Genomic DNA, 23,584 nt, shown 5'->3' on the forward strand with positions numbered 1-23,584 from the left:
GCAGGGCATATGACATGGAAAAGTCACACTTGATAAGCTGCACGCATGACGGAACAGCCTCAGCATCAGGTCCTCATCGTTGACGATGACCTGCTGATTCGCGAATTGATCGAATTACTGCTGTCCCGCAGAGGATTTGCAGTCCATCAGGCCGCATCGGGAGAGGAGGCTCTTGCCATACTGGCAAACACGGAGGAACTCCGGCCTTCTATCGTGCTTGCCGATATGCAGCTTCCCGGGATTGCGGGAACAACTCTCGCCAACGGACTTCGAACCTTGCTCGGCAGTGGGATACGTATCCTGGCCATGAGCGGAAGTCAGCCGGATGAGGCGAAGCTGGAAGGCTTCGACGGATTTGTGCGAAAACCGTTTCGTGAGACCGCCCTTAACATACTCCTCGGGGAGGATGTGCCATCATCAGAGGGCGTGGACTCCCCGGCTTCTTTGCCCTTGAACGAGGAAGTCTATGAAAAGCTGGCCAGTTCGATGAGCCAGATGCAACTTACAAAACTCTATCAACTCTGTCTGGACGACTGTCGGCGGCGCATCGACGTTATACGACAAACTGCCGGCCAGAATAATATGGACGCCTGCAGGAAAGAGGCGCACACCATCAAGGGAAGCTGCGGTATGGTGGGAGCGACAGAAATTGCATCACTTGGTGAATTTATTGAAAGCCATGGTCTGGTTACGAATCCAGAAGATGCCCTCCATCAGATGATGCTTGCCTGCGGACGCTTGAAAGATCAATTGTGCGCCCGCGGACTCAGCATCCAATGGTAAGACCATCAGAAGGCAAGGAGAATTGAAGAATGAAGGAGTCCGGAAAGAATTCTGCCGACAGGTCCAACGGAGATGCGCGCATTCGCGTTGTCGTAGCCGATGATCACCCGGTGGTCCGCTTCGGCGTCCGCAACATGCTGGAGCACGATCCAGCCTTCCAAATTGTGGGAGAAGCAGGGGACGGCGATGAGGCCATCACGCAGACGCTGGACCTTGAGCCCGACGTCCTTCTGCTGGATGTACAAATGCCCCGTCTTCCGGGCCTGGAGGCCATGCGCGCCATCATGGATCGCTCTCCGCGCGTGAAGATCATTATTCTCACAAGCACTGTTTCGACCCAGCAGGTAATCGAGGCCCTGCAGATCGGAGCGCGCGGCATCGTTCTCAAGGACTCCGTCGCAGCCGATCTGACCACCGCAATGCGTGCCGTTCTCTCCGGGGACTACTGGATTGGCGGCGAGCGAGTGATGAATCTGGTGACAGCGCTCAACGACCTGATGAAGCAGGCCGCGGCTACCCCGGAGAGAAAAACCTACGGATTGACACCTCGTGAGCTTGATGTCGTGACCTGCATCGTGGAAGGCTGCAGCAACAAGGATGTCGCCAAACAATTTGCCATCAGCGAGGAGACCGTCAAGCGCCATCTTTCGAACATCTTCGACAAGACCGGCGTCTCGACCCGGCTTGAGCTGGCGCTGTTTGCGATCGCTCACAAACTGGTGAAGCTGGAAGCCTGAGCCTTCCGGTAGGCGGCGGCGTCTTCAGTAAGATGGATTTATGAGCGAGATACCGTTGCAGACCGAAGCGATTGTAGATCTGGCCGTCGTCGGCGCAGGCCCCACTGGGCTGGCCTGCGCAATCGAGGCGCAGCGGGCAGGCTTCACAGCCGTCCTGATCGACAAGGGCTGTCTCTGCAATTCGCTCTTCCACTACCCGTCAAACATGACGTTCTTCACGACGCCTGAGCTTCTGGAGATCGGAGACATCCCCTTTCCAAGTCCCAACCAGAAGCCCAACCGCAACGAGGCTCTGGAGTATTACCGCAAAGTTGCCGAGCACTATCAGCTCGACGTCCGCCAGTACCAGACGGTGGAAAAGGTCGCGGGAAGCGACGGAAATTTCGTCCTCCACACCGTAGACCGATTCGGCCGGCCGCTGCAACACCGTGCCCGCAAGCTGGTCATTGCCACCGGCTATTACGATCTTCCGAATTCCCTGAACGTGCCCGGAGAAGAACTCAACAAGGTCTCACACTACTATCACGACCCGCACCCATACTTCGATCTGGATGTGCTTGTCATTGGCGGCAAAAACTCCGCAGCAATTGCCGCGTTGGATCTTTGGCGTCACGGCGCCAGGGTGACTTTGGTGCATCGCGGGCCCGAGATGCATCGGCATGTGAAGTACTGGATCCTGCCTGATATCAATAATCGGATCAAGAACGGCGAAATTACGGCCTTCTTCTCCAGCACGGTGACGCGAATTACGGAAGACACGGTCACCCTGTCCACGCCATCCGGCGACCGAACGCTGCCGAATCAATACGTCTTTGCGCTCACGGGCTATCAGCCCGACTTTCGCTTCCTGGAGGCGCTCGGCGTTCGTCTGGATGAGCAGAACGATCGCTGCCCGGTCTGCGATCCGCAGACGCTAGAGAGCAACGTTCCTGGAATCTATCTTGCAGGGGTTGTGATCGCAGGCGAACGCACCAACGAGATCTTTATCGAGAACGGACGCTTCCACGGCAAACAAATCGCAAATGACCTGGTGGCAAAGAACGTCTCTGCAGCGGCATTCGACTAAGGTAAATCGACCTATTCGCCTGCCAGGTGTGCCTGTCCGAAAAGGAATTGTCATTCCGACCGAAGCGCAGCGGAGTGGAGGAAGCCGCTTTTCTACCCGGAATGTCTGTGCCGCGATGGCCGCGAAGCAGATCCCTCCACTTCGGCTTCGCCTCCAGTCTGGATGACACTTTCTATGCTGTTTCAAAGGCAAATATGACGATACAGCCTAGCCAATCACCCTGCGCAGAAATCCTCGGATGCCCATCCAGGTGAGCAGAACCAGGAAGAGAGTCAGCATACCCAGGATCAGCCATGGATTCATGTGCGGAAGCGTGGGTGTCAGGGCAGAGCGCAGACCTTCGCTCATGTACACGATCGGATTGACGAGCACGCTGATCTGTAGCCAGCGAATCTGACCGAGGGCCATCCACGGATAGTAGACACAGCCCAGAAAGGTGATCGGCATCACCACGACACCGAAGATCAGGCCAATCTGCTTGGGCTCCACCGTTGTGCCAATCGTCAGGCCCAGGGCTCCCGAGGTCAGCGAAGCGAGAACCAGGATCGCCGCCAGATACAACCAGCTGTCGACGTGCGCCACGACCGGCGTGGAGGGGATGTAGTAAGCCAGCGGGAAGACAACCGCGGCGGCAATCATGCTCTGCATGGCTGAGAAGACGATCTTTTCGATCGCAACGGCGCCGACCGGCAGAGGGCACATGACGCGGTCGTCGATCTCGCGCGTAATTCCGAATTCCTGCGCGAGCGGAAGAGCAACGGCTGCGATGCCGCTGAACATGATGGCCACGGCCATCAGGCCGGGGAGAAGGATCGTGCTGAAGTCGTTGCCCATCGCTGCGGCTGTCGGATTCATCGATGCCCCACCGCTCATGTGCGGCATGATGAAGGTGAAGACGAACAGGAACAGCATGGGATTCATGCAGACCCGGATGGCGAAGGGAAAGATCTCCCGCCGCAGAACGTGCAGGTCGCGCAGAAACAGCCCCAGAAAGGCGCGAAGGTACTGCGTCCTGGCGGATTCCCGCGGCGCAGCCGGAGCAGGGGCTTCCGTATCGATAGTGGCCAGTTCGGTCATAGAAATTTACTCGCGAAGCTCCCGCCCGGTTAGACGAATGAAGACGGTCTCAAGACTCGGCTCAGTAATAGTCAGATCGCGCAGGCCATAAGGATTGGCAGCATGCACCACCTCTGAAAGTAGCCCCTCGGTCCCTTCCGCAAAGAGCCGCAGTCCCTTCTGGGTCGTCTCCACGCTGGCGATACCCGGCTGTCTCTCCAGAATCCGCATGAGGCCGGGAAGGTCCTGCAGGCTCCGGATATCCAGCTCATAGATGCGCTGAGCACCCACAGAGTTTTTCAACGCTGCCGGGGTATCCTCCACCAGGATTCTGCCATGGTCGATGATGGCTACCCGATCGCAGAGTTCATCCGCCTCCTCCATATAGTGAGTCGTCAGAACGACCGTAATTCCCTCTTTGCGCAGGTTGCGCACCGCCTCCCACATCGCAATACGGCTCTGCGGGTCCAGCCCTGCGCTCGGTTCGTCCAGAAAGAGCACCTTGGGTCGGTGAGCGATGGCGCGGGCAATCTGGACGCGTTGGGCGAGACCGCCCGAGAGCTGCGAGGGATAGGCCTCGGCGCGCTCGGTCAGATGAAACTGCTCCAGCAGACCTTCCGTACGCGTCTTTGCCTCAGCGCGCGAAAACCCGAAGTAAAGGCAATGAAAGTGGATATTCTCGTAGATCGTGCATGCGCGATCCAGCGTGTTGTACTGCGGCACGACACCGATGCACCGTCGGGCCTGCGAAGGGGACCGCACCACGTCGATACCCGCAATCCGCACCTGCCCTGCCGTCGGAAGCGCGCGCGTGGTGCAGATACTGATGGTCGTCGTCTTTCCCGCTCCATTGGGCCCAAGGAAGCCATACAGCGCGCCTTCTGCAATCGACAGATCGATTCCATCGACGGCAACGACCCGTTGCTTGCCCTCATACACCTTCCTTAAGCCTTGAATCTCAACGATCAAAACGACTGCCCTCCGCTGCGCGATTTCTCAGGGTACATGAAAACCAGGCTCTTCGCCGCCAGCCCTACCGATCCATCTGTTCCGACATGTTCGCCTCCATAACAGATGCAGATTTCCAAGAAAACATTGCGAAGAAATCTGCAAGATCGAACTCATCCAGATCCCAGGGGCTCCCTGAGGGTCCACGAGAGATGCCTCTGGAATCAGACGCCGGGCGTAGAATAGGCCTATGTCACGTGGATGGGAGAGCAAATCCGTGGAAGAACAGCAGGCACAAGCCGCCGCTTCAAAGCCGGATGCGCAGAAGAACGATGCAGAGATCGCCGAGCACAAGCGCCGCGTGCAGGCGCTTGAGATGCAACGCGAACGCATCCTCTCTGAGCGAACGTCGAGCCCGCATCGCCGTTCAGCCCTGGCCAATGCCCTGGCCGACATTGAAGAGAAGCTGGCCGAGCTTGGATGGACTGTGCACCTGTAGTCAGCGCACAGCCCTCGACTGAGCCCGGCCCTCAACCTATGCGTGCCGGTGGAAGACTACTGAGTTCGCCTGGTCGATCGTGGTCATGACGACCGTGTGGATGTTGACGTGCGCGGGCCGGGAGGCTGCCCATACGATGGCGTCGGCCACGTCCTCCGGCGTAAGCGGCGTGATGTTCTGGTACACCTTCTCCGCACGCTCCTTATCGCCGCGAAACCGTACTTCGCTGAACTCCGTCTCCACCATTCCAGGATCGATGGACGTCACCCGCACGGGCGTTCCCATAAGGTCGATCTTCAGGCCTTCACTGATAGACTTCTCCGCAGCCTTCGTCGCGCAGTAGACCGCCCCATTGGCATAGGTCATATAACCGGCCGTCGAGCCCAGGCTGATGACGTGTCCGCGCCCTCTTTCCACCATTCCCGGCACCACGGCTCGCGTTACGTATAGAAGCCCCTTCACATTGGTGTCGATCATCTCTTCCCAGTTCTGCGGATCGTCCTCGTAAACCTTCGTCAGCCCACGGCTGAGGCCCGCATTGTTCACCAATACGTCGATGGCCCTCCACTCCGCCGGCAGTGACTCCAGGGTCTGCTCAACCGAGGTCCTCCGGGCAACGTCCAGAACGAAGGTCAGAACCGCAGCCGCGCCCGCTTCAGACAGCTCGCGCTCCATCTCCTGCAGACGCTCCTCCCGCCGAGCACAGACCGCCACCTTTGCCCCCTCACGGGCGAAGGCCAGTGCCGTCGCCCGTCCGATGCCGGAGCTTGCGCCTGTTACCAATACCGTCTTTCCACTCAGATATGCCATAACCTTATATAAACAAAAAGCCGGAGAGCAGCGAAAGCTCCCCGGCTTTTTCATTCATCTGCCGGCAATATCTATTGCTGCGGATTCGCCGTACCGCGGTATTGAGAGGAAGGAGGTGGCGGCGGGGCAGGAGCGGGGGCCACCTCTGCATCCGGTCCTTTCTGTTCCACACCGATCGCCGCTCCCGAAACCACCAGTTGCACACGTCGATTCAGCGCCCGGCCCTTCGATGTGTTGTTATCTGCAACAGGCTTCGCCATGCCGTATCCCGTCGCCACAATGTTGTCGGGCGAAACTCCCTGGGAGACCAGAAAATCGCGAACGGCCCCGGCACGATTCTCCGACAGCTTCTGATTGAACTGTTCACTTCCCGTGTTATCTGTATATCCCTCAACCTGGAGCTTCAGACCCGGATACGACTGCAGAATTCCAGCCACCTTGGCCAGGCTGATCTGTGTAGACGGCTTCAAGGCGTATTTGCCGGTAGCAAAGAGGACGTCGGACATATTCACGATCAGGCCGCGTGCGGTCTCGCTGGTTGCGAGCACACTGTTAAGCTGCGAGCGCAGCCGTTCGCGAGCCTGCTGGGCGCTGTCGGCACTCTTCTTCGCCTCAGCTGCCTGAGCTTGGGCCTGAGCCGCAGCCGCTTCAGCGCGGGCCCGGTCCGCATCCGCCTGGGCCTGAGCAGCGCGGGCACGCTCGGCCGCAAGGGCCGACTGTTGTGCCTGAAGCTGGGCCTGCTGCGCCTCAAGCTGCGCCTTCTGCCGCGCCAATTCCGCATTGTGCTGACGTTCGGCAGCCTGCCGGCGCAGCGTCACTAAACGAGCATCCTCGGCGCGCTGCACCGCCTGACGCGCATAGGTGATTCCCATCTTCGTGTCGCGCTTCTTGGCCGAGAGAATATCGGTCGCGTTCTTCAGATCCAGAATTGCTTCGCTGTAGATCTCCTTGGCATATTTGTCCGCCCCGGCCTGCTGCGCAATCCGCAGGGCGTTGTTCGCCTCATACAGCTCAAGCGGCATCTTCTCGTCGCGGGTGATGGGATTGAGCACCGAATTTTGCCCCGCTGTCTCCGCATAGGTCCCTCGCGGCAGCAACATATAGTGCGCATTCACCTTCTCGAGCACGCCGGTCGTCTTGTCCTGGATGATCTGGTTTTCCAGCACCACCAGGTCGCTGGGCTGCGTCACCGAAAAATAAGGCTCGGCAGTGACGACTAAACCGAAAGACTGCAGCGCCGTGGTGACGGTGATGTTGTTCTTGTCTCCGGCAGGAAGAATCTCTCCCAGGTTATTCGGACGCCCGTCAGGGGTAATCGCCCACAGCACATACGTCAGGTACTCGCGGCCAAAGCTGTTGGCCGGCGGCAATCCCTGAAAACGCGCGTCGATCGTGATTCCTCCCCGTTCGCTGGTTACTTTGGCCTCGCCCTTGGCCATGGGGAGCAGAGGTGTCCCCTTGAAGGCGATCTGTGTCGAACCGCTGCGATGCAGATAGTTCACCGCGTCCAGGTCGCGCTGGACGACTTTTACCCGGTACAGGTAAACACCCTCAGATTCCTTGGTGATCTTGTTGTCATCCGGAGGCGCCTGCTGGGCCATTGGATTCGGTTCCTGAGCGTGTCCTCGAAGGCTCCCCACCGGAACCAGGCTTACCGCAGCAAGAGCAACGCCAGCGATGATCGCCCCTGGCTTCATCTTCAACATATCTATCGTTCTCCCTCGTTCACAGGCAGTCACCAAACCAGCGCTTCCTTCCTCAAAGTCCACTCGATTCGGCTGCTGTCTTTCATAAGGGTGCGATGCGATGGGTGGAGAAAAAGTAGTCTGCTCCCAGATGATACGGCGCTGCAACCCCTTGTATCCAAAGAAAAAAGGAGCGAATCTCTCCTGCGCAAGAGATTCGCTCCTCTTTTCCTGAACTGCGTCAGGCCGAGTGCTGGTGGCCGTTGGAGCGATGAACGAAATGATAGGGAGGCCAGGGCCCGGAGAGCTGCATCTGGCATTCCTTCATCTGCTGCAGGGCTGAGGTGTATTTGTTCTGGTAGCGTTCCACCGTCTTGTTGTCAATCAGATGGGCGATATCCAGCAGCATCTTGCCGGATTCCATACGCTTACAGGTGATCTCCTCCGCAAGGGGGAGAAACATGCGGTGCATCTGGACCGACAGCGCCCGCGCCTTCGATTGACGCTCACGCTGACGGCTGGCGCTCTCGCGAAGGCTGGTCAGATACTCCTGTCCGACCGCCAGGTCCCGGAGATGAGCGCTTGCGCCGGGGCAGGTATCGTCCACAAGGACCTTGAGATGCATCTCCGCTTTGCCGCGAAGACGTTCGACGTTGGCAAGAAAGTGGCGTTGATTGGACCGGACGGAGCGGCGCAGCGCGTCATCGTCCTGAAAGGTGGTTCCAAAGCGAAAAGGCAGGACTGTGGAGTGTTTGAAGCAGTCAGCGACAACGCGGGCGTGGTCTTTCTGACATTGCTGATCCATCCGGGCACTGTCTTCAACATTATGCTCGGAGACGATTACAGCAAGATCGCTGGCTGGAAAGAGAAAGGTCTGATTTCCAAACAGTCCCGTTACTCCGGTCAGCGGCATCGGACGACGATGCCGGCAAAGCTCCGGAAAGGACTGTCTTTCTGCAATGCAATAGGCGTACCATGCCATCGTTTTTTACCTTCCCTTAGTGCATGCGAGGGCTAAGCCGCCCCGGCAAGCAGTCGGTTATGGAATTTCATACTGAAACGAAAGGTTTGGAAAAGTTCTTCATTACGACAACTTTCGCCTTCTGCACCCTGCGCGATAAGCGCACTGTACCGAAGCCGAAACGGATACTAAGCCGATTGAATAACGGTTGGCAAGAGTTTTACCTAAAAAAGTGCACCGAAAGCCGAGCACATGCATCCGCATTTCGCTTCCGGAGCGAATTTTTACCCATAAAATAATGTGCCCGCCGCAGATAAAAACCTCCCTTTTCCCGCGTGCGGGCGACAACTCCATGTCGGTAAAATGGCTCTAACTTCAGGGGTTAGCCAAACGGCGTTCCCGAAATCCCAAACGAAGCAGGACAGATGGAAAACGATCCGAAATTTCACCTCGCACTTCGACGGCGGCTTCCCCAGGCTCAGCTTCTTCGCAGGCTGACGCTTGTCGTACTGGCCACAATGTTCACACCTCTCATACTCTCAGCGCAGGACAAGACTGCGGCCCCCGCACCTGATGTCGTTATCTTGAACAATGGCGACCAGTTGACGGGCAAGCTTGAGCGCGGCGTAGGTGACAGCATTCTCTTCAAGAGCGATGTTGTCGGTGAAGTGACGATTCCCCTGAGCAAAGTGAAGGATCTGAAATCCAGCAGCAACTTCGTCGTGCTCCGCAAAGACGAAAAAACTACCCGCGCTCCCAAGCAGGCCGAAGCAATCACCGTTGAAAACAATACGGTTAAGCGAACGGCGCCCAGCGGAAATGCCGAGACGATTGCAAGCAAAGATATCGGCTATATTGTGGACGGAGCCATCTACAACAAGGAGCTGAACGGCAATCCGGGCTTCTTCCACGGATGGGACGGTTCCGTAACCGGCGGTGCCACGGTCCTGCAATCCACCTCCTACGGCCAGACCTACACTGCCGCTCTTGCGCTGATCCGCGCCATCCCCTCAGTGGCCTATCTGCCACCTCGTACCCGTACGACCTTCAATCTTCTTGAGACGTACGGCAAGCTGACCCAGCCGGTTGTTCCCAATCCCAACAACCTGCCGGCCGCGCAGGCGAAGACCAGCATCTTCCATACGGACTTCGAGCACGACAAGTACCTCACTCCACGTTTCTACATGCTGGGAGGCCTCTCCTACGATCACAACTTCTCACAAGGCCTCAATTTCCAGCAGATCTACGGTGTGGGCGCCGGCTATACCGTGTTGAAAGACGCCATTCAGCAATTCGATGTCAAGGCCGATCTCCACTACGAGCAGCAGAAGTTCATTCAACCCGAACAACCGCTTCCTCCCCTTCCCCCGCTTCCGCTTACGCCGGACCAGAACCTGATCGGCTCGACCTTTGGCGAGACCTACCTGCGCGCACTCCCCGGTAAGATCCAGTTGACGCACAGCGGAACCTATATCCAGTCATGGAACAACACCGATGCATGGTCGGCGATTGGCACGCTGGGGCTCGCGCTTCCGGTCTATCACCGCTTCAGCCTCAGCGTGAACCTGCTGGATAACTATCTGAATAATCCGGCGATCGGCTTCAACAAGAACAGCCTGCAGTTTGTCACCGGAGTCACCTACAGCTTCCACTAATCGAGTCCCGATGGAGAAGATGCGGTTTGGAGCCAGACTCCAAACCGCATCTTTTTGTTCTCAATCCGGGCAGATTTGCCAAATCACGACCGACTACTTCCCCTGCAGGATGCGCTGTACCGGATCCGGCATCTCCCTGTCCGCGTTCTTCAGCAGCAGACTTACCTGCCACATCTCCGTGTCGGAGAGCACGTGTTTGAAGGCGGGCATTCCGGTCAGCCGGATCCCATTCGCAACTCTCCAGTAGGTTTCGCTGGGAGCATCGTCACTTACCCCCACCACCCCTCTGTTCCCGTGCTTCTTCCACAACTGAGGAGCCGATGGATACATGTACCGTGCAGAGGCAACATCGTGGCCCGGAGTACCGTGGCACTGAGCGCACTGTGTTCGGTAGACCCTGGCTCCCGACTCGAAAACATCCTCGCTGATCCCAAAAGGAGGATCCTTCTTTTCGCTTTCAATACGGTTATGCAGCGGAATACGGACGATCTGCTTTTCCAGCAGAAACGGCGCGTCTGCAACAGCAACCGGAAGCCTGCCAAAGTTGAGGTAGGCGTACCCTGCCGCCACGACTGCCAGAACTCCGAGGATGAAGCCCAGAACCAGCTTCCCGAAACCTCCGCTGCTCCCTTTTTTTGCCATAATCGAAGATCCTTTCGCTAAAACGTGACGGGAAATCTCACTCTTTTCCTTAGACAGATGCCGTGGATGTTCTAATAAGAGTTGGCCGCAGTTCGACTTCCGAGTGCGCCTCAGGTTCCACCATAGCAAGAGCTCAGCTAGTGCAGGAGTAATCGTTGATGTTCGGTTTCAGGTTTAGTGTGAAGTGTGCGGCAGCCTTCCTGGCCGCCGCTTTCATTGCAAGCGGGGCGGCCCCACTTCAGGCTCAGTTTTCACGCAGGCGTGAGACGAATGCCAATCGCAGGGCTCGCATTGAGCGGGCCATTCAGGACACCTACTCCCACCAGTGGGAGATAGGCGGCGGCGGCGGTTATCTTCGCTTCCGTTCCGGCGAGATCCTCCAGAAGAACAACGAAGTGACCTTCTGGATGTCCGGCACACGCTTCATGTCGCCCAAGTTCGGCATCACCGGCGACGTCCGCGGCGCCTATGGCAATGCCAAGGTCGGCAACACGATCTACAACATCAAGAACCCGCAGATCTCGCAGTACACGTTCATGGCCGGCCCCCTTTATCGCTTCTATCGCAGGGAGAAGACTGCGGCCAGCGTCTTCGGAACCGTCGGCGCCGGAATCGGAAAGTTCGACAGCGGATCCAAGGGGATTCCTGCAACCAATCTCGGCCTGTGGCCCTCGGAGACCCGAACGGTCTTCTCCGCCGGGGTGAACCTCGATGCCAACATTTACCCCAATCTGGTCTTCCGGATCACCCCCAACTATCTCGGTTCTACCTGGGGAGGGACCGTGCAGCACAACATCGGCGTAAATATCGGTGTCGTCTACCGTTTCGGTCGTATCAAGTAGTTGACCAATCCCATCCAAAAACATGGCCGAACCGCAGCTCAGGAAACCCTGGCGCGCGGTTCGGTCATGTTTTTGGGATCGAGAATCTCCGCGATCTGCTCTTCGCTGAGCAACTTCTTCTCCCGCGCAAGGTCGACGATGGAGCGCCCGGATGCGACCGACTCCTTCACCAGCTCCGCCGCCTTGCGATAACCAATATAAGGATTGAGCGCAGTGGCCAGCGCAATGGTACTGGATGCGTAAAAGGCGTTACGCTCACGGTTCGCTGTGATCCCCCGCACGCAGCGGTGATCGAGTTCGCGCAGCGTATTGGTCAGGATCGTGATGGACTGCAGCGTGGCGTGCGCCATCGCAGGCATCATTACGTTCAGCTCAAGCTGCCCCGCCTGCACGGCCATCGCAGTCGCGGTGTCGTTGCCGATCACCTGGAAGGCGACCATCGCGGTCAGTTCGGGCAGCACGGGGTTCACCTTGCCAGGCATGATGCTCGAGCCCGGCTGCAGGCTGGGCAGATGAATCTCGTTGAAGCCAGTATTCGGCCCGGAGGAGAGCAGGCGAAGGTCGTTCGAGATCCGAATCATCTCGAGCGCCAAGCCACGCAAGGCACCCGAGACGTCAGCCATCGGCGCGCAGGACTGCATCGCGTACCGCAGATCGTACGCGGGATGAAGCTCCAGCCTCGAGAGACGCGCCAGCTTGGCTACCGCCTTGTGCCGGTACTCAGGGTGAGTGTTAAGGCCCGTTCCCACGGCTGAACCTCCCAGACCGAGTGCGTGCAGGGTGACAGCGTTGCGTCGAATGGCTGCGGAGGACTCCTTCACCGCTGCGGCGTAGGCGGCGAACTCCTGCCCCAGGGTGATGGGCACAGCATCCTGCATGTGCGTGCGCCCAGCCTTCAGGATGTCCTTGAACTCCTCTGCCTTCGCGGAGAATGCAGCCGCCAGCGAATCCAGGACCGGGTAAAGCTCTTCAAGCGCAAGCAGCGCGCTCAGCCGCATCACCGTCGGGAAGACATCGTTGGTCGACTGCCCGTAGTTCACGTGGTCGTTCGGGTGAACCTTTTTGTAGCTTCCCAGTGGGTCTCCAAGGATCTGGTTGGCTCGATTCGCCAGCACCTCGTTGGTGTTCATGTGCAGGCTTACTCCGGCTCCCGCCTGAAAGACATCGACCACAAAATGCTCGTGGTGTTTGCCGTCGAGGACCTCCTGGGCGGCCTGGGAGATGACTCTTCCCTGCTCGTCGGTGATCAGGCCCAGCTCTGTGTTGGCCTCAGCAGCAGCAAGCTTGATCATTGCGAGAGCGCGAATGAGAAAAGGACTCGCCTTCAGTCCGCTGATAGGAAAGTTCGCCACAGCGCGGGAGGTCTGGGCTCCGTAGAGAGCTTCGGCGGGGACTTCAACAGCTCCAAGAGAATCGGTTTCTTTTCGCAGCTTCGACATCGCGGTTTGTTTCCTCTCTATGTAGGATGACGCCATTTCGTGTCAGGACTTACCTGCTTGTTTTCGATAACCGCGCAGAGAGGGTGGTCTCCGGCGACAATGATGTTGCACAGCCCCTAAAATGAGGGTGCCATGGCCACCATCAAGCAAGCCGATTTCATCCAGTCTGTCGCTGACGCGCTGCAGTACATCAGCTACTACCATCCTGAGGACTTCATCACTAACCTGACGCGCGCCTGGGAGTTGGAGCAGTCGCCCGCCGCGAAAGACGCGATGGCGCAGATCCTGATCAACTCGCGCATGTGCGCCGAGGGCCACCGCCCCGTCTGCCAGGACACCGGCATCGTGACCGCGTTTGTGAAGGTTGGTATGGAGGCGCGCTGGGACAACGACGGCCAGCCGCTCAAGACCGTCCAGCAGATGGTCGATGAGGGCGTCCGCCGCGCTTACCTGCTTCCGGACAACAAGCTGCGGGCCAGCATCCTGGCCGATCCGGCGTTTTCGCGGAAGAACACCGGCGACAACACCCCGGCGGTCGTCTCGGTCGAGATGGTCGAGGGCGGCGATGTGGACGTGACGGTCGCGGCCAAGGGCGGCGGCTCCGAGGCGAAGTCGAAGTTCGTCATGCTGAATCCGTCCGATTCGATCATCGACTGGGTAGTAAAGACAGTTCCGACCATGGGCGCCGGCTGGTGCCCGCCGGGAATGCTCGGTATCGGCATCGGCGGCACCGCGGAGAAGGCTATGGTTATGGCGAAGGAGTCCCTGATGGACCCGATCGACATGCAGGAACTGATCGCGCGGGGGCCGAAGAACAAGATCGAAGAGTTACGGGTAGAGCTTTACAACAAGATCAACCAGCTGGGCATTGGGGCACAGGGTCTGGGTGGCCTGACGACCGTGCTCGATATCAAGATCAAGGACTATCCGACGCATGCGGCCAATCTGCCGGTCGCGATGATTCCGAATTGCGCGGCGACGCGTCATGCGCACTTCCACCTGGACGGCTCAGGGCCGGTGGCGCTCGAGGCGCCGAAGCTCGAGACGTGGCCGGAGCTGACCTATGACGCATCGAAGGCCCGGCGCGTCGACCTGAACACGGTCACCCGCGACGAGGTGAAGACGTGGAAGCCGGGCGAGGTTCTGCTGCTGAACGGCAAGCTGCTGACGGGCCGTGACGCCGCCCACAAGCGCCTGACCGACATGCTGAACCGCGGCGAGAAGCTTCCGGTGGACTTCACCAACCGGTTTATTTACTACGTCGGTCCGGTCGACGCAGTGCGCGACGAGGCGGTCGGCCCGGCTGGCCCCACAACAGCCACCCGCATGGACAAGTTCACCCGGCAGATGCTGGAGCAGACCGGCCTTCTGGGCATGGTCGGCAAGGCCGAGCGCGGGCAGGTCGCAATCGACGCCATCGAGGAGTTCGACGCTGTGTACCTAATGGCGGTGGGCGGGGCGGCTTACCTGGTCTCGAAGGCGATCCGAAGCTCCAAGCTGCTGGCCTTCGGGGACCTCGGGATGGAGGCGATCTACGAGTTCGACGTGGTCGATATGCCGGTGACGGTCGCGGTCGACTCCAAGGGCGTCAGCGTCCACCAGACCGGTCCGGCGGAGTGGAAGGCCAGGATTGCAAGCGAGCTGCCCGGGGTTCCGATTCTGCAGTAGCCGAATGGATCATCCGGGTCTCTCAAGGTGAGTCTCTGCAGAATGGCGTATGCGTGACGGCCATGGCTTATGCTTGGCCGAACCATAAATTCAGCGGGATTAAGTGGAGATATGAAGCTCAGGATTCTGCCTTGCACCTCTGCTTTGCTGTCCCTCTTGGCCTTTTGGCTGCAGTTTCAGGAACTGCAATCGCGCAGCAGAAGCCGGATGCTGCGGCTCAACTGCGGCAGGAGATGGGCCAGGAGGCGATGAAGTTTATCGCCAGCCGGTTGTAATTGATTCGGCCATTGTCACTCTACAGATGAAGAAGCCTATCTCCGGACAGGGTGTCTGGTCGGTTTCTTCAACGAGGCCCTAGACGCATATCGGCATTGCGTCTACACGCCTCTGAAGATCGATGGTGTCCCTGTCTCTATTGGAAACCTAAAAGGTATTGACCATGACGCCTTCTAATCTGCTCGCGTGTGGGTTGAATTCAACTGCATTGTTCGTTCGTGATGAAACCGTCTGATGTGCCCCTGTGTCGGAGATCTGTCGGCGGTCCGGCAGAATATAGGGATTCTTCGATACGCTCAGAATGACGACCATGTTGATCTCCGAATTTCCTGAGAGCCTAGACGCTATCGGAGTTCTTTCAATGAATCCGAAGGAACTGCGTCAGCCGATGCGCGATGGGTGTTCGGGGCTGGGCTGGCTGGGTTTGGCTTTGCGGCTCAGGACGACACGTTTGCGTGTGCGGGCTCGCTCGGAGGCGTGGTCGATCTTCTTCCAGAAGCCTACAAAGTAGTCGACAGCGGAGATGATCGAGACAATGGTCATCCAGTAGATGGCGGTGATGGCGATGAAGTGCACGGCGATAACGAAACCGCCGTGGAAGCTGGGAAACCAGATCCAGTAGTCCCAGCGGTGGGCGAGGATGGCGGCGACGACCGAGACGATCTGGATGACGGTCTTGAGCTTACCGATCTCGGAGGCCTCGATGGTGAAGCCCTCGGTGGCGGCGATGGAGCGGAGGCCGGAGACCAGGAACTCGCGCCCGATGACGACGACGGCGATCCAGGGCGGCACGACCCGGGGGTTGTAGGCCACCAGAACGATGTAGGCGGCCGAGATCATGAGCTTGTCGGCCAAGGGGTCGAGAAGCATGCCCATGGTGGTGATCTGGCCACGTTTCCGGGCAAGGTAGCCGTCGACTCCATCGGTGATGGAGGCGAGGATAAAGACGATGGAGGCGATGATCTCCTGCTCGCCGCCGACTAGCCCCGGGCGGCCATGCCCGTGAAGGGGGAAGGCAGGCGAGAGGATCCAGATGAGCAGGGGGATGCATGCGATTCGGCTCATCGTGATGGAGTTCGGAAGATTCATCGCATGGCAATCCACGGCGCGCCTGGCAGGCTGGCGCCGGTCATTTCAATGAGTTCATTCTGCCACAGCCGGGGGCAGGCCTGCCGGGTCGCGGGTTGAAGGCTGGACCGGTTTAGGGCTTCGCGGCGGCCTTATCGGCGGCAGCGACGGCCTTGCGGAATACATCCACGGCGGGAACCGAGGGTGAGCGGAGGGCGTCCGGCGCGACGTAGCGCCATGCCGCTGGAGCATCCAATGGATGGTCAGCGCGGCCCTCATAGACCGCAAAAGAGTCGTCCGGGAAGCCGACCTCGAGCTGAGGGGTGGGGGAGTAGGGCCGGTTGGGCATGCCCTGGGGAGGAGATGCCGGGTTACCGCGGCGGCCTTGCGGCGGAGATGCTGTCATCGGTCGAGCTGACGCCACCGATGGGGCTGTTCTGGCGCGGGTCGGGTATGGTGGCGCCGGCCATGCGCCGGTGGCCGCGGCGGATGACGATGATGATGTCGGAGGGCTGGTTGACGAGGGAAGGCTCAAAGCGGCCCCACTTCTGGAGCGCCGCCTGGACATCGCGGCGCGCGATCTGGTTGGCATTCGGGTCTTCGGGGGAGACACCCGCGTCGGGATCAATGATCACAGACACTGTATGGGCCTGGAGGAGCCAGGGAGGCAGAGCATCCTTGTCTTTGGACTTGTTCTTCGCGAAAGAGAGAGCGCTGGCGAGCACGAGTGTGGCGATTACGAGAACGATCGAGCGAGGGCGCATCTCCGACTCCTGGTTTGGGAATTTCAGGGGAGGATTCTACTCCGCGCGGCTGTTGTCTGGTCTGGAGGGGCCGATAAAGGGATCGATTGCCCCAAGGACCTATGTCGATATACAAGCTGCTCTGGACGATGGCTGCTCTGCTCTCCCTTCCTTATGGGATGGGGGCGCAGATGAAGGTTCCGACGGCGGTCGCACTGAATGTGACGACTCCGCTGACTCTGTCTTACGGAGAGACGATTGACGGTGTGGCGCAGATTACGGCAGTCGATGGTTCGGCGGTCACGGGCACGGTTACGTTCTACGACGGCACAAAGAGCTTCTGTACGTTAACACTGACGAATGGAGCGAGCTGTCCGGCTGAGGCGGCGCAGGGGTTCGAGGTGGGCACGCATCTGTTTACGGCGGTGTATTCGGGCGATGCTACGCATGCCGGAGCGAGGTCGAATCCGGTGACCGTTACGGTACAGCCGGATACCACAACTACGGCGGTGGCAAGCTCTGCAGCGATGGTGGCGACGGGCGGGAGTGTGGTTTACACGGCTACGGTTGCGGGTGCGCATGGTCCGGCCAGCGGCTTGGTGACGTTTCTGGATGGGACGACGACGATGGGATCGACCGGTCTTACGGACAATGGCGTGGCAGCGCTATCCGTCCTGATGTTGGTCGCCGGGAATCACGAGATCACAGCACGATATGAAGGCAATGGAAATCTGCAGGGTTCGACCAGCGTGGCGGTTCCGGTAATGGTGCAGGGTGCGCTGGCGACGACCACGACGACGGTTTCCGCGAGCGCGGCTTCTGCGACCCAGGGACAGAATGTGACGTTTACCGCAAAGGTAGCGGCTGCAGGAGGAAAGGTGGCCCCTTCGGGAGCGGTGATTTTTGAAGACGGCGGTGCGGCCGTCGGATCGGCTGCGGTAACGGCGGGAACGGCGGTGTGGAGTACGTCGACGCTTAGCACAGGAAGCCATAGCATCGTGGCGCGGTATGGGGGAGATGCGACGGCGGCGGGAAGCGTGTCGGCCCCACTCAACCTGGTGGTGAATGCGCAGCAGGGTTCGCAGGATGGCCTGACGCTTGGCTCAACGACAATCACGGTGGCGGCGGGCGACACGGTCAGCGTGCCGGTGATGATGAAGACGGGCTCCGCGACGACAAAAGCAGTAAGCCTGAGCTGCCGCGGGCTGCCTGAGGAGGCGAGCTGCTCGTATGTGCCGGGCTCGGCAGTGGCAACCGGCCAGGGGACAGCGACCTTGAGGATCTCAACTTCGGCGCCGCGGGATTGCGGGTCGTCGACGCCGTATGGTGGACCCACAGCCAGCTCGGCCCTGCCGCTGGCGGGCGTTCTTCTGATGATGGCATCGCGCCGGCGTAGAACCGTGAAACAGCTGCTTGTTGTGCTTTGCGCCGTGGGAACTATCGGTGTGATGAGTGGTTGCGGGACCGGAAACTGTACCGACCTTGGCACGAGGCCGGGGACGTATACGATCACCGTGATGGGGAGTGTGGGAGGGGCGCAGGTTTCGCAAATGGTGAAGCTGGTGGTGACGCCGTAGGAACAGAACCTCAGCGGCTGAAGCCGTTCACTTCGCGTCATCGATGCGGCACGGCTGAAGCCGTGCCCTTAAGCAAGCCACCCGAGCTTCGCTCGAAGACCCCCTCATGCGATACGCATGAAGAGATGCGAGTGCGCACGCTTCAGGCGTAGATGCCGCGCTGGCGTGTGGTGTAGGCGACGCGATCGATGGCGAGCATGTAGGCGGCGATGCGGTTGTTGACCTGATGGTTGCGGGCGTAGGTGATGACGTCGCGGAAGCTCTCGGACATGATGTGATCGAGGCGCTGGTTGACTTCGGATTCGGTCCAGAAGTAGCCCATACGGTCCTGCACCCACTCGAAGTAGCTGGTGGTGACGCCGCCGGCGTTAGCAAGGATGTCAGGGATGACGAAGATCTTTTTGTCTGAGAGGATGTCGTCGGCAAGGGGCGTGGTGGGGCCGTTGGCGCCTTCGCAGAGGATCCTGCAGCGCAGCCTGGCGGCATTGTGGCTGGTGATAACGTTTTCGGTCGCGGCGGGAAGAAGGATCTCGCACTCATAAGTGAGCAGCTCGTCCTTGTCGACGGCCTGGGCTCCGGGAAAGCCAGTGACGGTCCGGGTTCGCTTGCGGTATTCCACGAGCGCGTGAATATCGATGCCATTGGAGTTGTAGAGGCCGCCATCGTATTCGGCGATACCGATGACGGTGTATCCCTTGTCGGCAAGCAGGCGCGCGGCGTTGGAGCCGACGTTGCCGAAGCCCTGCACGATGACGCGGCAGCCTTCGACCGGCATTTCGAGCAGCTTTAGAGCCTCGTCGCAGACGACAGCCAGACCGTGGCCGGTGGCGGCGGTGCGTCCACGGGAGCCGCCAAGGTTGACGGGCTTGCCGGTGACGACGGCGTTGACGGTCTGGCGCATGTGCATGGAGTAGGTGTCCATGATCCAGGCCATGGTCTGCTCGTCGGTGCCCATATCGGGGGCGGGAACGTCTTTTTCAGGCCCGAGGAACTCGATAATCTCGGCGGTGTAGCGGCGGGTGATGCGCTCAAGTTCGCCCTGGGAGAGCTTTTTGGGATCGCAGATGACTCCACCCTTGGCCCCACCGAAGGGGATGTTGACGACGGCGCACTTCCAGGTCATCCAGGAGGCCAGAGCGCGGACCTCGTCGAGCGAGACGTCGGGGGCGTAGCGAATGCCGCCCTTGCCGGGGCCGCGGGCGACGGAGTGATGGACGCGGTAGCCGGTGAAGACTTCGATGCTTCCGTCATCCATGCTGACAGGAAAGTGGACAATGATCTCGCGGCAGGGCTGACGAAGCACCTTCCAGAGTCCGGAGTCGAGGTTGAGTTTTTTAGCAGCGAAGTCGAATCGGGCAGCCTGGGCATCCCATGGGTTCATCTCCTGCTCAGGGGTGAGGGTCGCCATGTCTGTTTCCTTCTGCTCCGTCGCCGGTATCAGCTGTTCTTCGGCCATTGCTCTTTTCTCCTCCATCTACGGACTGAGGCCTGCTGAGTATAGGACGCGGCTGGATGCGTTTCAATGCATCGGAGGCAAAGGGCGTATCGGGTTCGACAGGACCGACTGTGACATCTCGGAAGCCGCCGCAGAAGTGACAGAACTGCGACCCCAAAAGCCGACTGACTGGTGCGGGCGGGTATGATGAAGGCAGTTATGCCTGTTTCCAGCACAAACTCCCTGCCCTCAGAGCGCGATTTTCTGCGGCTTGGCCGCACGCATACGCTCGTCCCCGTTTACCGAACCGTAGCCGCCGATCTGGAGACGCCGGTCTCGGCGTTTCTGCGGATTGCAGCCGAAGAGCCGGAGGCGTTTCTGCTGGAGTCGGTCGAGGGCGGCGAGCATGTGGGCCGCTATACCTTCATCGGTATCGAGCCGTACAAGAAGATGATCTCGCGCGGCGACCAGATTACGGTGCGTGAAGGACGCAAGACCATGTCCTTTACCGGCGATATCTTTACTGAGCTGAAGAAGGCACTGAGCGGCCACAGGCCTGCGAAGCTGTCCGGGCTGCCTCCCTTCACTGCGGGCGCTGTGGGCTTCTTTGCCTACGACGTCGTGCGGCAGATCGAGAAGCTGCCGGCGACAGCGAAGGATGAGCTCGGCGTGCCGGACGCCTGCCTGATGTTCTTTGACCAGGTGCTGGCCTTCGATCATGTGAAGAAAGAGATTCACCTGATCGTCACTGTCGATCTTGCCCGCGAGAGGAGCGAAGGAGCCCATGCCCGTGCGGTCAGGCGTCTGAACAGGCTGGAGAAACGCCTGCACGACCCTCTGCCTGCGATGAAGAAGCGCAAGCCATTGGGCAAGCTGAAGCTCGAACCGCGGACGCCGAAGGCGAAGTTTCTGAAGGGCGTAGAGAAGACCAAGGAGTACATCGCTGCGGGGGATGTCTTCCAGTGTGTGCTTTCGCAGCGTTTCGACTGCGAGCCGGGCGTGGATGCCTTTGAGATTTATCGCGCGCTGCGAATCGTCAATCCTTCTCCGTACATGTACTTTTTGCGGTTTGGACTGGATGAGGAAACGGCCAAGAAGAAGCCGGTGGCCCATCACATTGTCGGCTCGTCGCCGGAGCTTCTAGTGCGCGTGCATGGGCGTGATGTGGAGTATCGCCCCATCGCAGGTACACGTCCACGGTCGGCAGACGAGGTGGAAGACCGGCGCATCGAAGCAGAGCTTCGCGATGATGAAAAGGAGCGTGCCGAGCACATCATGCTGGTCGACCTGGGGCGCAACGATGTCGGTCGCGTCAGCGAGTTTGGCAGCGTAAAGGTAAAGGACCTGATGTTTGTGGAGCGCTACAGCCATGTAATGCACCTGGTAAGCGCGCTTGAGGGCAGGTTGAAGGACGGGCTGACACCGATCGACGCACTCCGCGCCTGCTTTCCGGCCGGGACGCTGAGCGGAGCACCAAAGGTACGCGCGATGGAGATTATCGAAGAGCTGGAGCCGTCACGCCGCGGCGTCTATGGAGGCAGCGTATTGTATGCGGACTTCAGCGGCAATCTGGACTCGTGCATCGCCATTCGCACGCTGTACATGAACGGCCCGCATGGCCATATTCAATCGGGCGGCGGTGTGGTGGCCGACTCCGTTCCGATCAAGGAGTATGAGGAGTCGGTGAACAAGGCCAAGGCGGTCGTGCGGGCGATTGAACGAGCGCGGGGGTAGACCCTACGCCAGCTTTTTCGAACCGGCATCAACGGTCTTTGCCTCGGCATCCTGCTTGCCGGAGTGGAGCATCCAAAGGACGCCCCCAACGACCTGCGCGGCGGAGATGGCGCGGGTGAGGTTGGGGTGGTCTTCAAGGGACTGCATCAGGTTCTTCCAGGGCTCGGGCCCGCAGTGCCAGGCCTTGGCGTCGCGCTTCGGATGGATGAAGCCCATGACTCCGTCTCCGATGATGGCCATGGCAGTGAAATGCTTCCAGCGGCTCAGATCGAGTTGCATCGAACACTCTCCAATCGCTTTAGTAAGACGCTGAAGATCCTTCCGCGTTTGCCCGCAGGCATCGGCCGTGCCCCGAAAACTCCCTAGACATCACAGAGATCGACGGCCTGTCGCAGCGAGGTCAGCGGATCGCGCCTGGGCGTGAATTCATGCGCCACGTAGCCGGAAAAATTCAGATCGGCGATAGCCTTCATCAGTGCCGGATAGTAAATCTCCTGCGTGCTGTCGATCTCGGCGCGGCCGGGAACGCCTCCCGTATGGAAGTGGCCAATCACATCGATGTTTTCGCGGACGGTAGCGATCAGGTCACCTTCCATGATCTGCATGTGGTAGATGTCGTAGAGCAGCTTACAGCGGGGTGAATTGACCTCGCGCATCACGCGTGCACCCCAGGCTGTGTGGTCAGCCATGTAGTCCTTGTGGTTGCGCTTGCTGTTCAACAGCTCCAGGCAGATGGTTACGCCGTTGTCTTCGGCGATCTTCTTCAGCCGATTCAGGCCGGCGATCGTGTTGCGCGCGCCTTCTTCATCCGGCATGCCGCGACGGTTTCCTGAGAAGGTGATGACGTTCGGCACACCTGCCTTCGCGGCGAGAGGAATGTTTTTGCGGAACGCGGCTTCAATAGCCGCATGGTTTTCGGTACGGTTCAGGGCGTCAGGAATCGAGCCTCCTCCCGCGTATCCCATGGCGCAGATCAGGCCATAGCGGCGAGGGGTCTCCCAGTCCTCCATGCCCAGCAAATCGATGCCTTTCAACCCCATTTGCGCCCCGTGTTCGCAAAGTTGATCGAGGGTGAACTGCTTGTAACACCCGCGGGAAGCGGATTGCCGGATACGCCCCTTGCGCTGCGCCGGTAAGGATTGCGGGGCGCTGCCCGTCTGCTCGGCCAACGACGAGGTTCCTGTCAGAACGGCCGCCGCGAGCCCGGATTTGAGAAACTTACGCCGATTCTCCATACCGGCAACATAGTACAAGGAGCCGCGCGCAGCGTACAGGAGCTAGAATTAACAAGTCATGGTCTTCGTTCTGGACAACTACGATTCGTTTACCTACAACCTGGTGCAGTACATGGGCGAACTGGGCGCCGAGATAGTGGTGAAGCGCAATGATGAGTTGACGCCGGAAGAGGTGGAAGCTCTGCGGCCCGACCATATCTTGATCTCGCCGGGACCATGCACGCCGCAGGATGCGGGCATCAGCATGGATCTGATCCGCCACTTCTCAAAGCTGGAGCGCAGAGTTCCGATCCTCGGGGTCTGTCTCGGGCACCAGGCGATCGGCGCGGCGTTTGGAGGCGAAGTGGTGCGTGCCCCTAAGCTGATGCACGGCAAGACGAGTGAGGTACAGCACGATGGCAGGACGATCTTCGCGGGGATTCCGCCGACGATGACGTGCACGCGGTATCACTCGCTGATCGTAAGCCCGAAGGGACTGCCGGCGGAGCTGGAAGTTTCCGCCAGATCAACGGATGCTCTGACCGGCGAGGAGACGATTATGGGTCTTCGGCACCGTGACCTTCCCATCGAGGGCGTGCAGTTCCATCCGGAAAGCGTGCTGACCTCGCACGGCAAAGAGATCATCGAGAATTTTCTAAAGATGTAGGGTGCCTCGGCAACCAGGAAAGACGAAATACAGGGATTCTTCGCTGCGCTCAGAATGACGATCCTTCTTCCAACGAATC

24 protein-coding genes are annotated in these 23,584 nt (G+C 59.4%); 11 read left to right on the forward strand and 13 right to left on the reverse strand.

Going from position 1 to position 23,584, the window contains the following annotated elements; genetic code table 11:
- Nucleotides 1–45: 45 nt before the first annotated feature.
- The 3 genes from GWR55_RS10720 to GWR55_RS10730 are packed head-to-tail and all read left to right on the forward strand — an operon-like array spanning nt 46 to nt 2,586.
- Nucleotides 46–783, forward strand: coding sequence for a response regulator (locus tag GWR55_RS10720; RefSeq protein ID WP_162402259.1), 738 nt, complete (start codon nt 46–48; stop codon nt 781–783).
- Between the two features lie 29 nt (nt 784–812).
- On the forward strand, nt 813–1,520 hold the full coding sequence (locus tag GWR55_RS10725; protein ID WP_162402260.1) for a response regulator transcription factor: 708 nt from the start codon (nt 813–815) through the stop codon (nt 1,518–1,520).
- A 40-nt stretch (nt 1,521–1,560) separates the two neighbouring features.
- On the forward strand, nt 1,561–2,586 hold the full coding sequence (locus tag GWR55_RS10730) for a YpdA family putative bacillithiol disulfide reductase (RefSeq protein ID WP_162402261.1): 1,026 nt from the start codon (nt 1,561–1,563) through the stop codon (nt 2,584–2,586).
- 207 nt (nt 2,587–2,793) lie between these two features.
- Here GWR55_RS10730 and GWR55_RS10735 read toward each other — a convergent pair whose 3' ends face one another.
- Nucleotides 2,794–3,663, reverse strand: a complete 870-nt coding sequence (locus GWR55_RS10735; protein WP_162402262.1) for an ABC transporter permease — start codon at nt 3,661–3,663, stop codon at nt 2,794–2,796.
- A 6-nt stretch (nt 3,664–3,669) separates the two neighbouring features.
- The gene (locus GWR55_RS10740) at nt 3,670–4,611 is read right to left on the reverse strand and encodes an ATP-binding cassette domain-containing protein (RefSeq protein WP_162402263.1); all 942 of its coding nucleotides are present in this window, start codon (nt 4,609–4,611) and stop codon (nt 3,670–3,672) included.
- Between the two features lie 229 nt (nt 4,612–4,840).
- Here GWR55_RS10740 and GWR55_RS10745 point away from each other — a divergent pair, with 229 nt between their 5' ends.
- Nucleotides 4,841–5,089, forward strand: a complete 249-nt coding sequence (locus GWR55_RS10745) for a hypothetical protein (RefSeq protein ID WP_238398343.1) — start codon at nt 4,841–4,843, stop codon at nt 5,087–5,089.
- 36 nt (nt 5,090–5,125) lie between these two features.
- Here GWR55_RS10745 and GWR55_RS10750 read toward each other — a convergent pair whose 3' ends face one another.
- The 3 genes from GWR55_RS10750 to GWR55_RS10760 form a co-directional block, all read right to left on the reverse strand.
- On the reverse strand, nt 5,126–5,899 hold the full coding sequence (locus GWR55_RS10750; RefSeq protein WP_162402264.1) for an SDR family NAD(P)-dependent oxidoreductase: 774 nt from the start codon (nt 5,897–5,899) through the stop codon (nt 5,126–5,128).
- 71 nt (nt 5,900–5,970) lie between these two features.
- The gene (locus GWR55_RS10755; protein WP_238398344.1) at nt 5,971–7,605 is read right to left on the reverse strand and encodes an OmpA family protein; all 1,635 of its coding nucleotides are present in this window, start codon (nt 7,603–7,605) and stop codon (nt 5,971–5,973) included.
- A 220-nt stretch (nt 7,606–7,825) separates the two neighbouring features.
- Nucleotides 7,826–8,566: a GvpL/GvpF family gas vesicle protein gene (locus GWR55_RS10760; protein WP_162402265.1), complete on the reverse strand. Its 741-nt coding sequence runs from the start codon at nt 8,564–8,566 to the stop codon at nt 7,826–7,828.
- A 404-nt stretch (nt 8,567–8,970) separates the two neighbouring features.
- Here GWR55_RS10760 and GWR55_RS10765 point away from each other — a divergent pair, with 404 nt between their 5' ends.
- Nucleotides 8,971–10,200, forward strand: a complete 1,230-nt coding sequence (locus GWR55_RS10765; protein WP_238398345.1) for a DUF481 domain-containing protein — start codon at nt 8,971–8,973, stop codon at nt 10,198–10,200.
- A 93-nt stretch (nt 10,201–10,293) separates the two neighbouring features.
- On the opposite strand, the gene GWR55_RS10770 is transcribed toward GWR55_RS10765, so the two are convergent.
- Nucleotides 10,294–10,842 carry a cytochrome c gene (locus GWR55_RS10770; protein ID WP_162402266.1) on the reverse strand — a complete coding sequence of 183 codons (549 nt, stop codon included), beginning with the start codon at nt 10,840–10,842 and terminating at the stop codon, nt 10,294–10,296.
- Between the two features lie 158 nt (nt 10,843–11,000).
- Between GWR55_RS10770 and GWR55_RS10775 the strand changes: the two genes are divergently transcribed.
- Nucleotides 11,001–11,684: an outer membrane protein gene (locus GWR55_RS10775; protein ID WP_162402267.1), complete on the forward strand. Its 684-nt coding sequence runs from the start codon at nt 11,001–11,003 to the stop codon at nt 11,682–11,684.
- 38 nt (nt 11,685–11,722) lie between these two features.
- On the opposite strand, the gene GWR55_RS10780 is transcribed toward GWR55_RS10775, so the two are convergent.
- Nucleotides 11,723–13,123, reverse strand: a complete 1,401-nt coding sequence (locus tag GWR55_RS10780; protein WP_162402268.1) for an aspartate ammonia-lyase — start codon at nt 13,121–13,123, stop codon at nt 11,723–11,725.
- A gap of 132 nt (nt 13,124–13,255) precedes the next feature.
- Here GWR55_RS10780 and GWR55_RS10785 point away from each other — a divergent pair, with 132 nt between their 5' ends.
- Both GWR55_RS10785 and GWR55_RS10790 read left to right on the forward strand, forming a co-directional pair.
- A complete protein-coding gene (locus tag GWR55_RS10785; protein WP_162402269.1) occupies nt 13,256–14,791 on the forward strand; it encodes a fumarate hydratase in 1,536 nt (511 codons plus the stop codon).
- 131 nt (nt 14,792–14,922) lie between these two features.
- Complete coding sequence (locus tag GWR55_RS10790) at nt 14,923–15,066, forward strand: hypothetical protein (RefSeq protein WP_162402270.1); 144 nt, start codon at nt 14,923–14,925, stop codon at nt 15,064–15,066.
- Nucleotides 15,067–15,448: 382 nt separating this feature from the next.
- Here GWR55_RS10790 and pgsA read toward each other — a convergent pair whose 3' ends face one another.
- The 3 genes from pgsA to GWR55_RS10805 all read right to left on the reverse strand — a co-directional run bounded on the left by pgsA (nt 15,449) and on the right by GWR55_RS10805 (nt 16,899).
- Nucleotides 15,449–16,156, reverse strand: a complete 708-nt coding sequence (pgsA, locus tag GWR55_RS10795) for a CDP-diacylglycerol--glycerol-3-phosphate 3-phosphatidyltransferase (protein WP_162402271.1) — start codon at nt 16,154–16,156, stop codon at nt 15,449–15,451.
- Between the two features lie 112 nt (nt 16,157–16,268).
- Nucleotides 16,269–16,541 carry a hypothetical protein gene (locus GWR55_RS10800; RefSeq protein ID WP_162402272.1) on the reverse strand — a complete coding sequence of 91 codons (273 nt, stop codon included), beginning with the start codon at nt 16,539–16,541 and terminating at the stop codon, nt 16,269–16,271.
- The gene (locus GWR55_RS10805) at nt 16,507–16,899 is read right to left on the reverse strand and encodes a hypothetical protein (protein WP_162402273.1); all 393 of its coding nucleotides are present in this window, start codon (nt 16,897–16,899) and stop codon (nt 16,507–16,509) included. The genes GWR55_RS10800 and GWR55_RS10805 overlap by 35 nt, the downstream gene beginning before the upstream one ends.
- Nucleotides 16,900–17,000: 101 nt before the next feature.
- Between GWR55_RS10805 and GWR55_RS10810 the strand changes: the two genes are divergently transcribed.
- Nucleotides 17,001–18,455, forward strand: coding sequence for an Ig-like domain-containing protein (locus GWR55_RS10810; RefSeq protein ID WP_162402274.1), 1,455 nt, complete (start codon nt 17,001–17,003; stop codon nt 18,453–18,455).
- A gap of 142 nt (nt 18,456–18,597) precedes the next feature.
- On the opposite strand, the gene GWR55_RS10815 is transcribed toward GWR55_RS10810, so the two are convergent.
- On the reverse strand, nt 18,598–19,911 hold the full coding sequence (locus GWR55_RS10815; protein WP_162402275.1) for a Glu/Leu/Phe/Val dehydrogenase: 1,314 nt from the start codon (nt 19,909–19,911) through the stop codon (nt 18,598–18,600).
- Between the two features lie 198 nt (nt 19,912–20,109).
- Here GWR55_RS10815 and trpE point away from each other — a divergent pair, with 198 nt between their 5' ends.
- Nucleotides 20,110–21,624 carry an anthranilate synthase component I gene (gene trpE, locus GWR55_RS10820; protein WP_162402276.1) on the forward strand — a complete coding sequence of 505 codons (1,515 nt, stop codon included), beginning with the start codon at nt 20,110–20,112 and terminating at the stop codon, nt 21,622–21,624.
- A gap of 3 nt (nt 21,625–21,627) precedes the next feature.
- On the opposite strand, the gene GWR55_RS10825 is transcribed toward trpE, so the two are convergent.
- Complete coding sequence (locus tag GWR55_RS10825) at nt 21,628–21,903, reverse strand: hypothetical protein (protein ID WP_162402277.1); 276 nt, start codon at nt 21,901–21,903, stop codon at nt 21,628–21,630.
- A gap of 83 nt (nt 21,904–21,986) precedes the next feature.
- Nucleotides 21,987–22,859 carry a hydroxypyruvate isomerase family protein gene (locus tag GWR55_RS10830; RefSeq protein WP_162402278.1) on the reverse strand — a complete coding sequence of 291 codons (873 nt, stop codon included), beginning with the start codon at nt 22,857–22,859 and terminating at the stop codon, nt 21,987–21,989.
- A gap of 58 nt (nt 22,860–22,917) precedes the next feature.
- Between GWR55_RS10830 and GWR55_RS10835 the strand changes: the two genes are divergently transcribed.
- Nucleotides 22,918–23,505 (forward strand): aminodeoxychorismate/anthranilate synthase component II, encoded by a 588-nt coding sequence (locus GWR55_RS10835; RefSeq protein ID WP_162402279.1) that lies wholly within the window; start codon nt 22,918–22,920, stop codon nt 23,503–23,505.
- The last annotated feature ends 79 nt before the right edge of the window (nt 23,506–23,584 follow it).

It is taken from the genome of Edaphobacter sp. 12200R-103 (assembly GCF_010093025.1).
In the GTDB taxonomy this organism is placed as follows: Bacteria; Acidobacteriota; Terriglobia; order Terriglobales; family Acidobacteriaceae; genus Edaphobacter.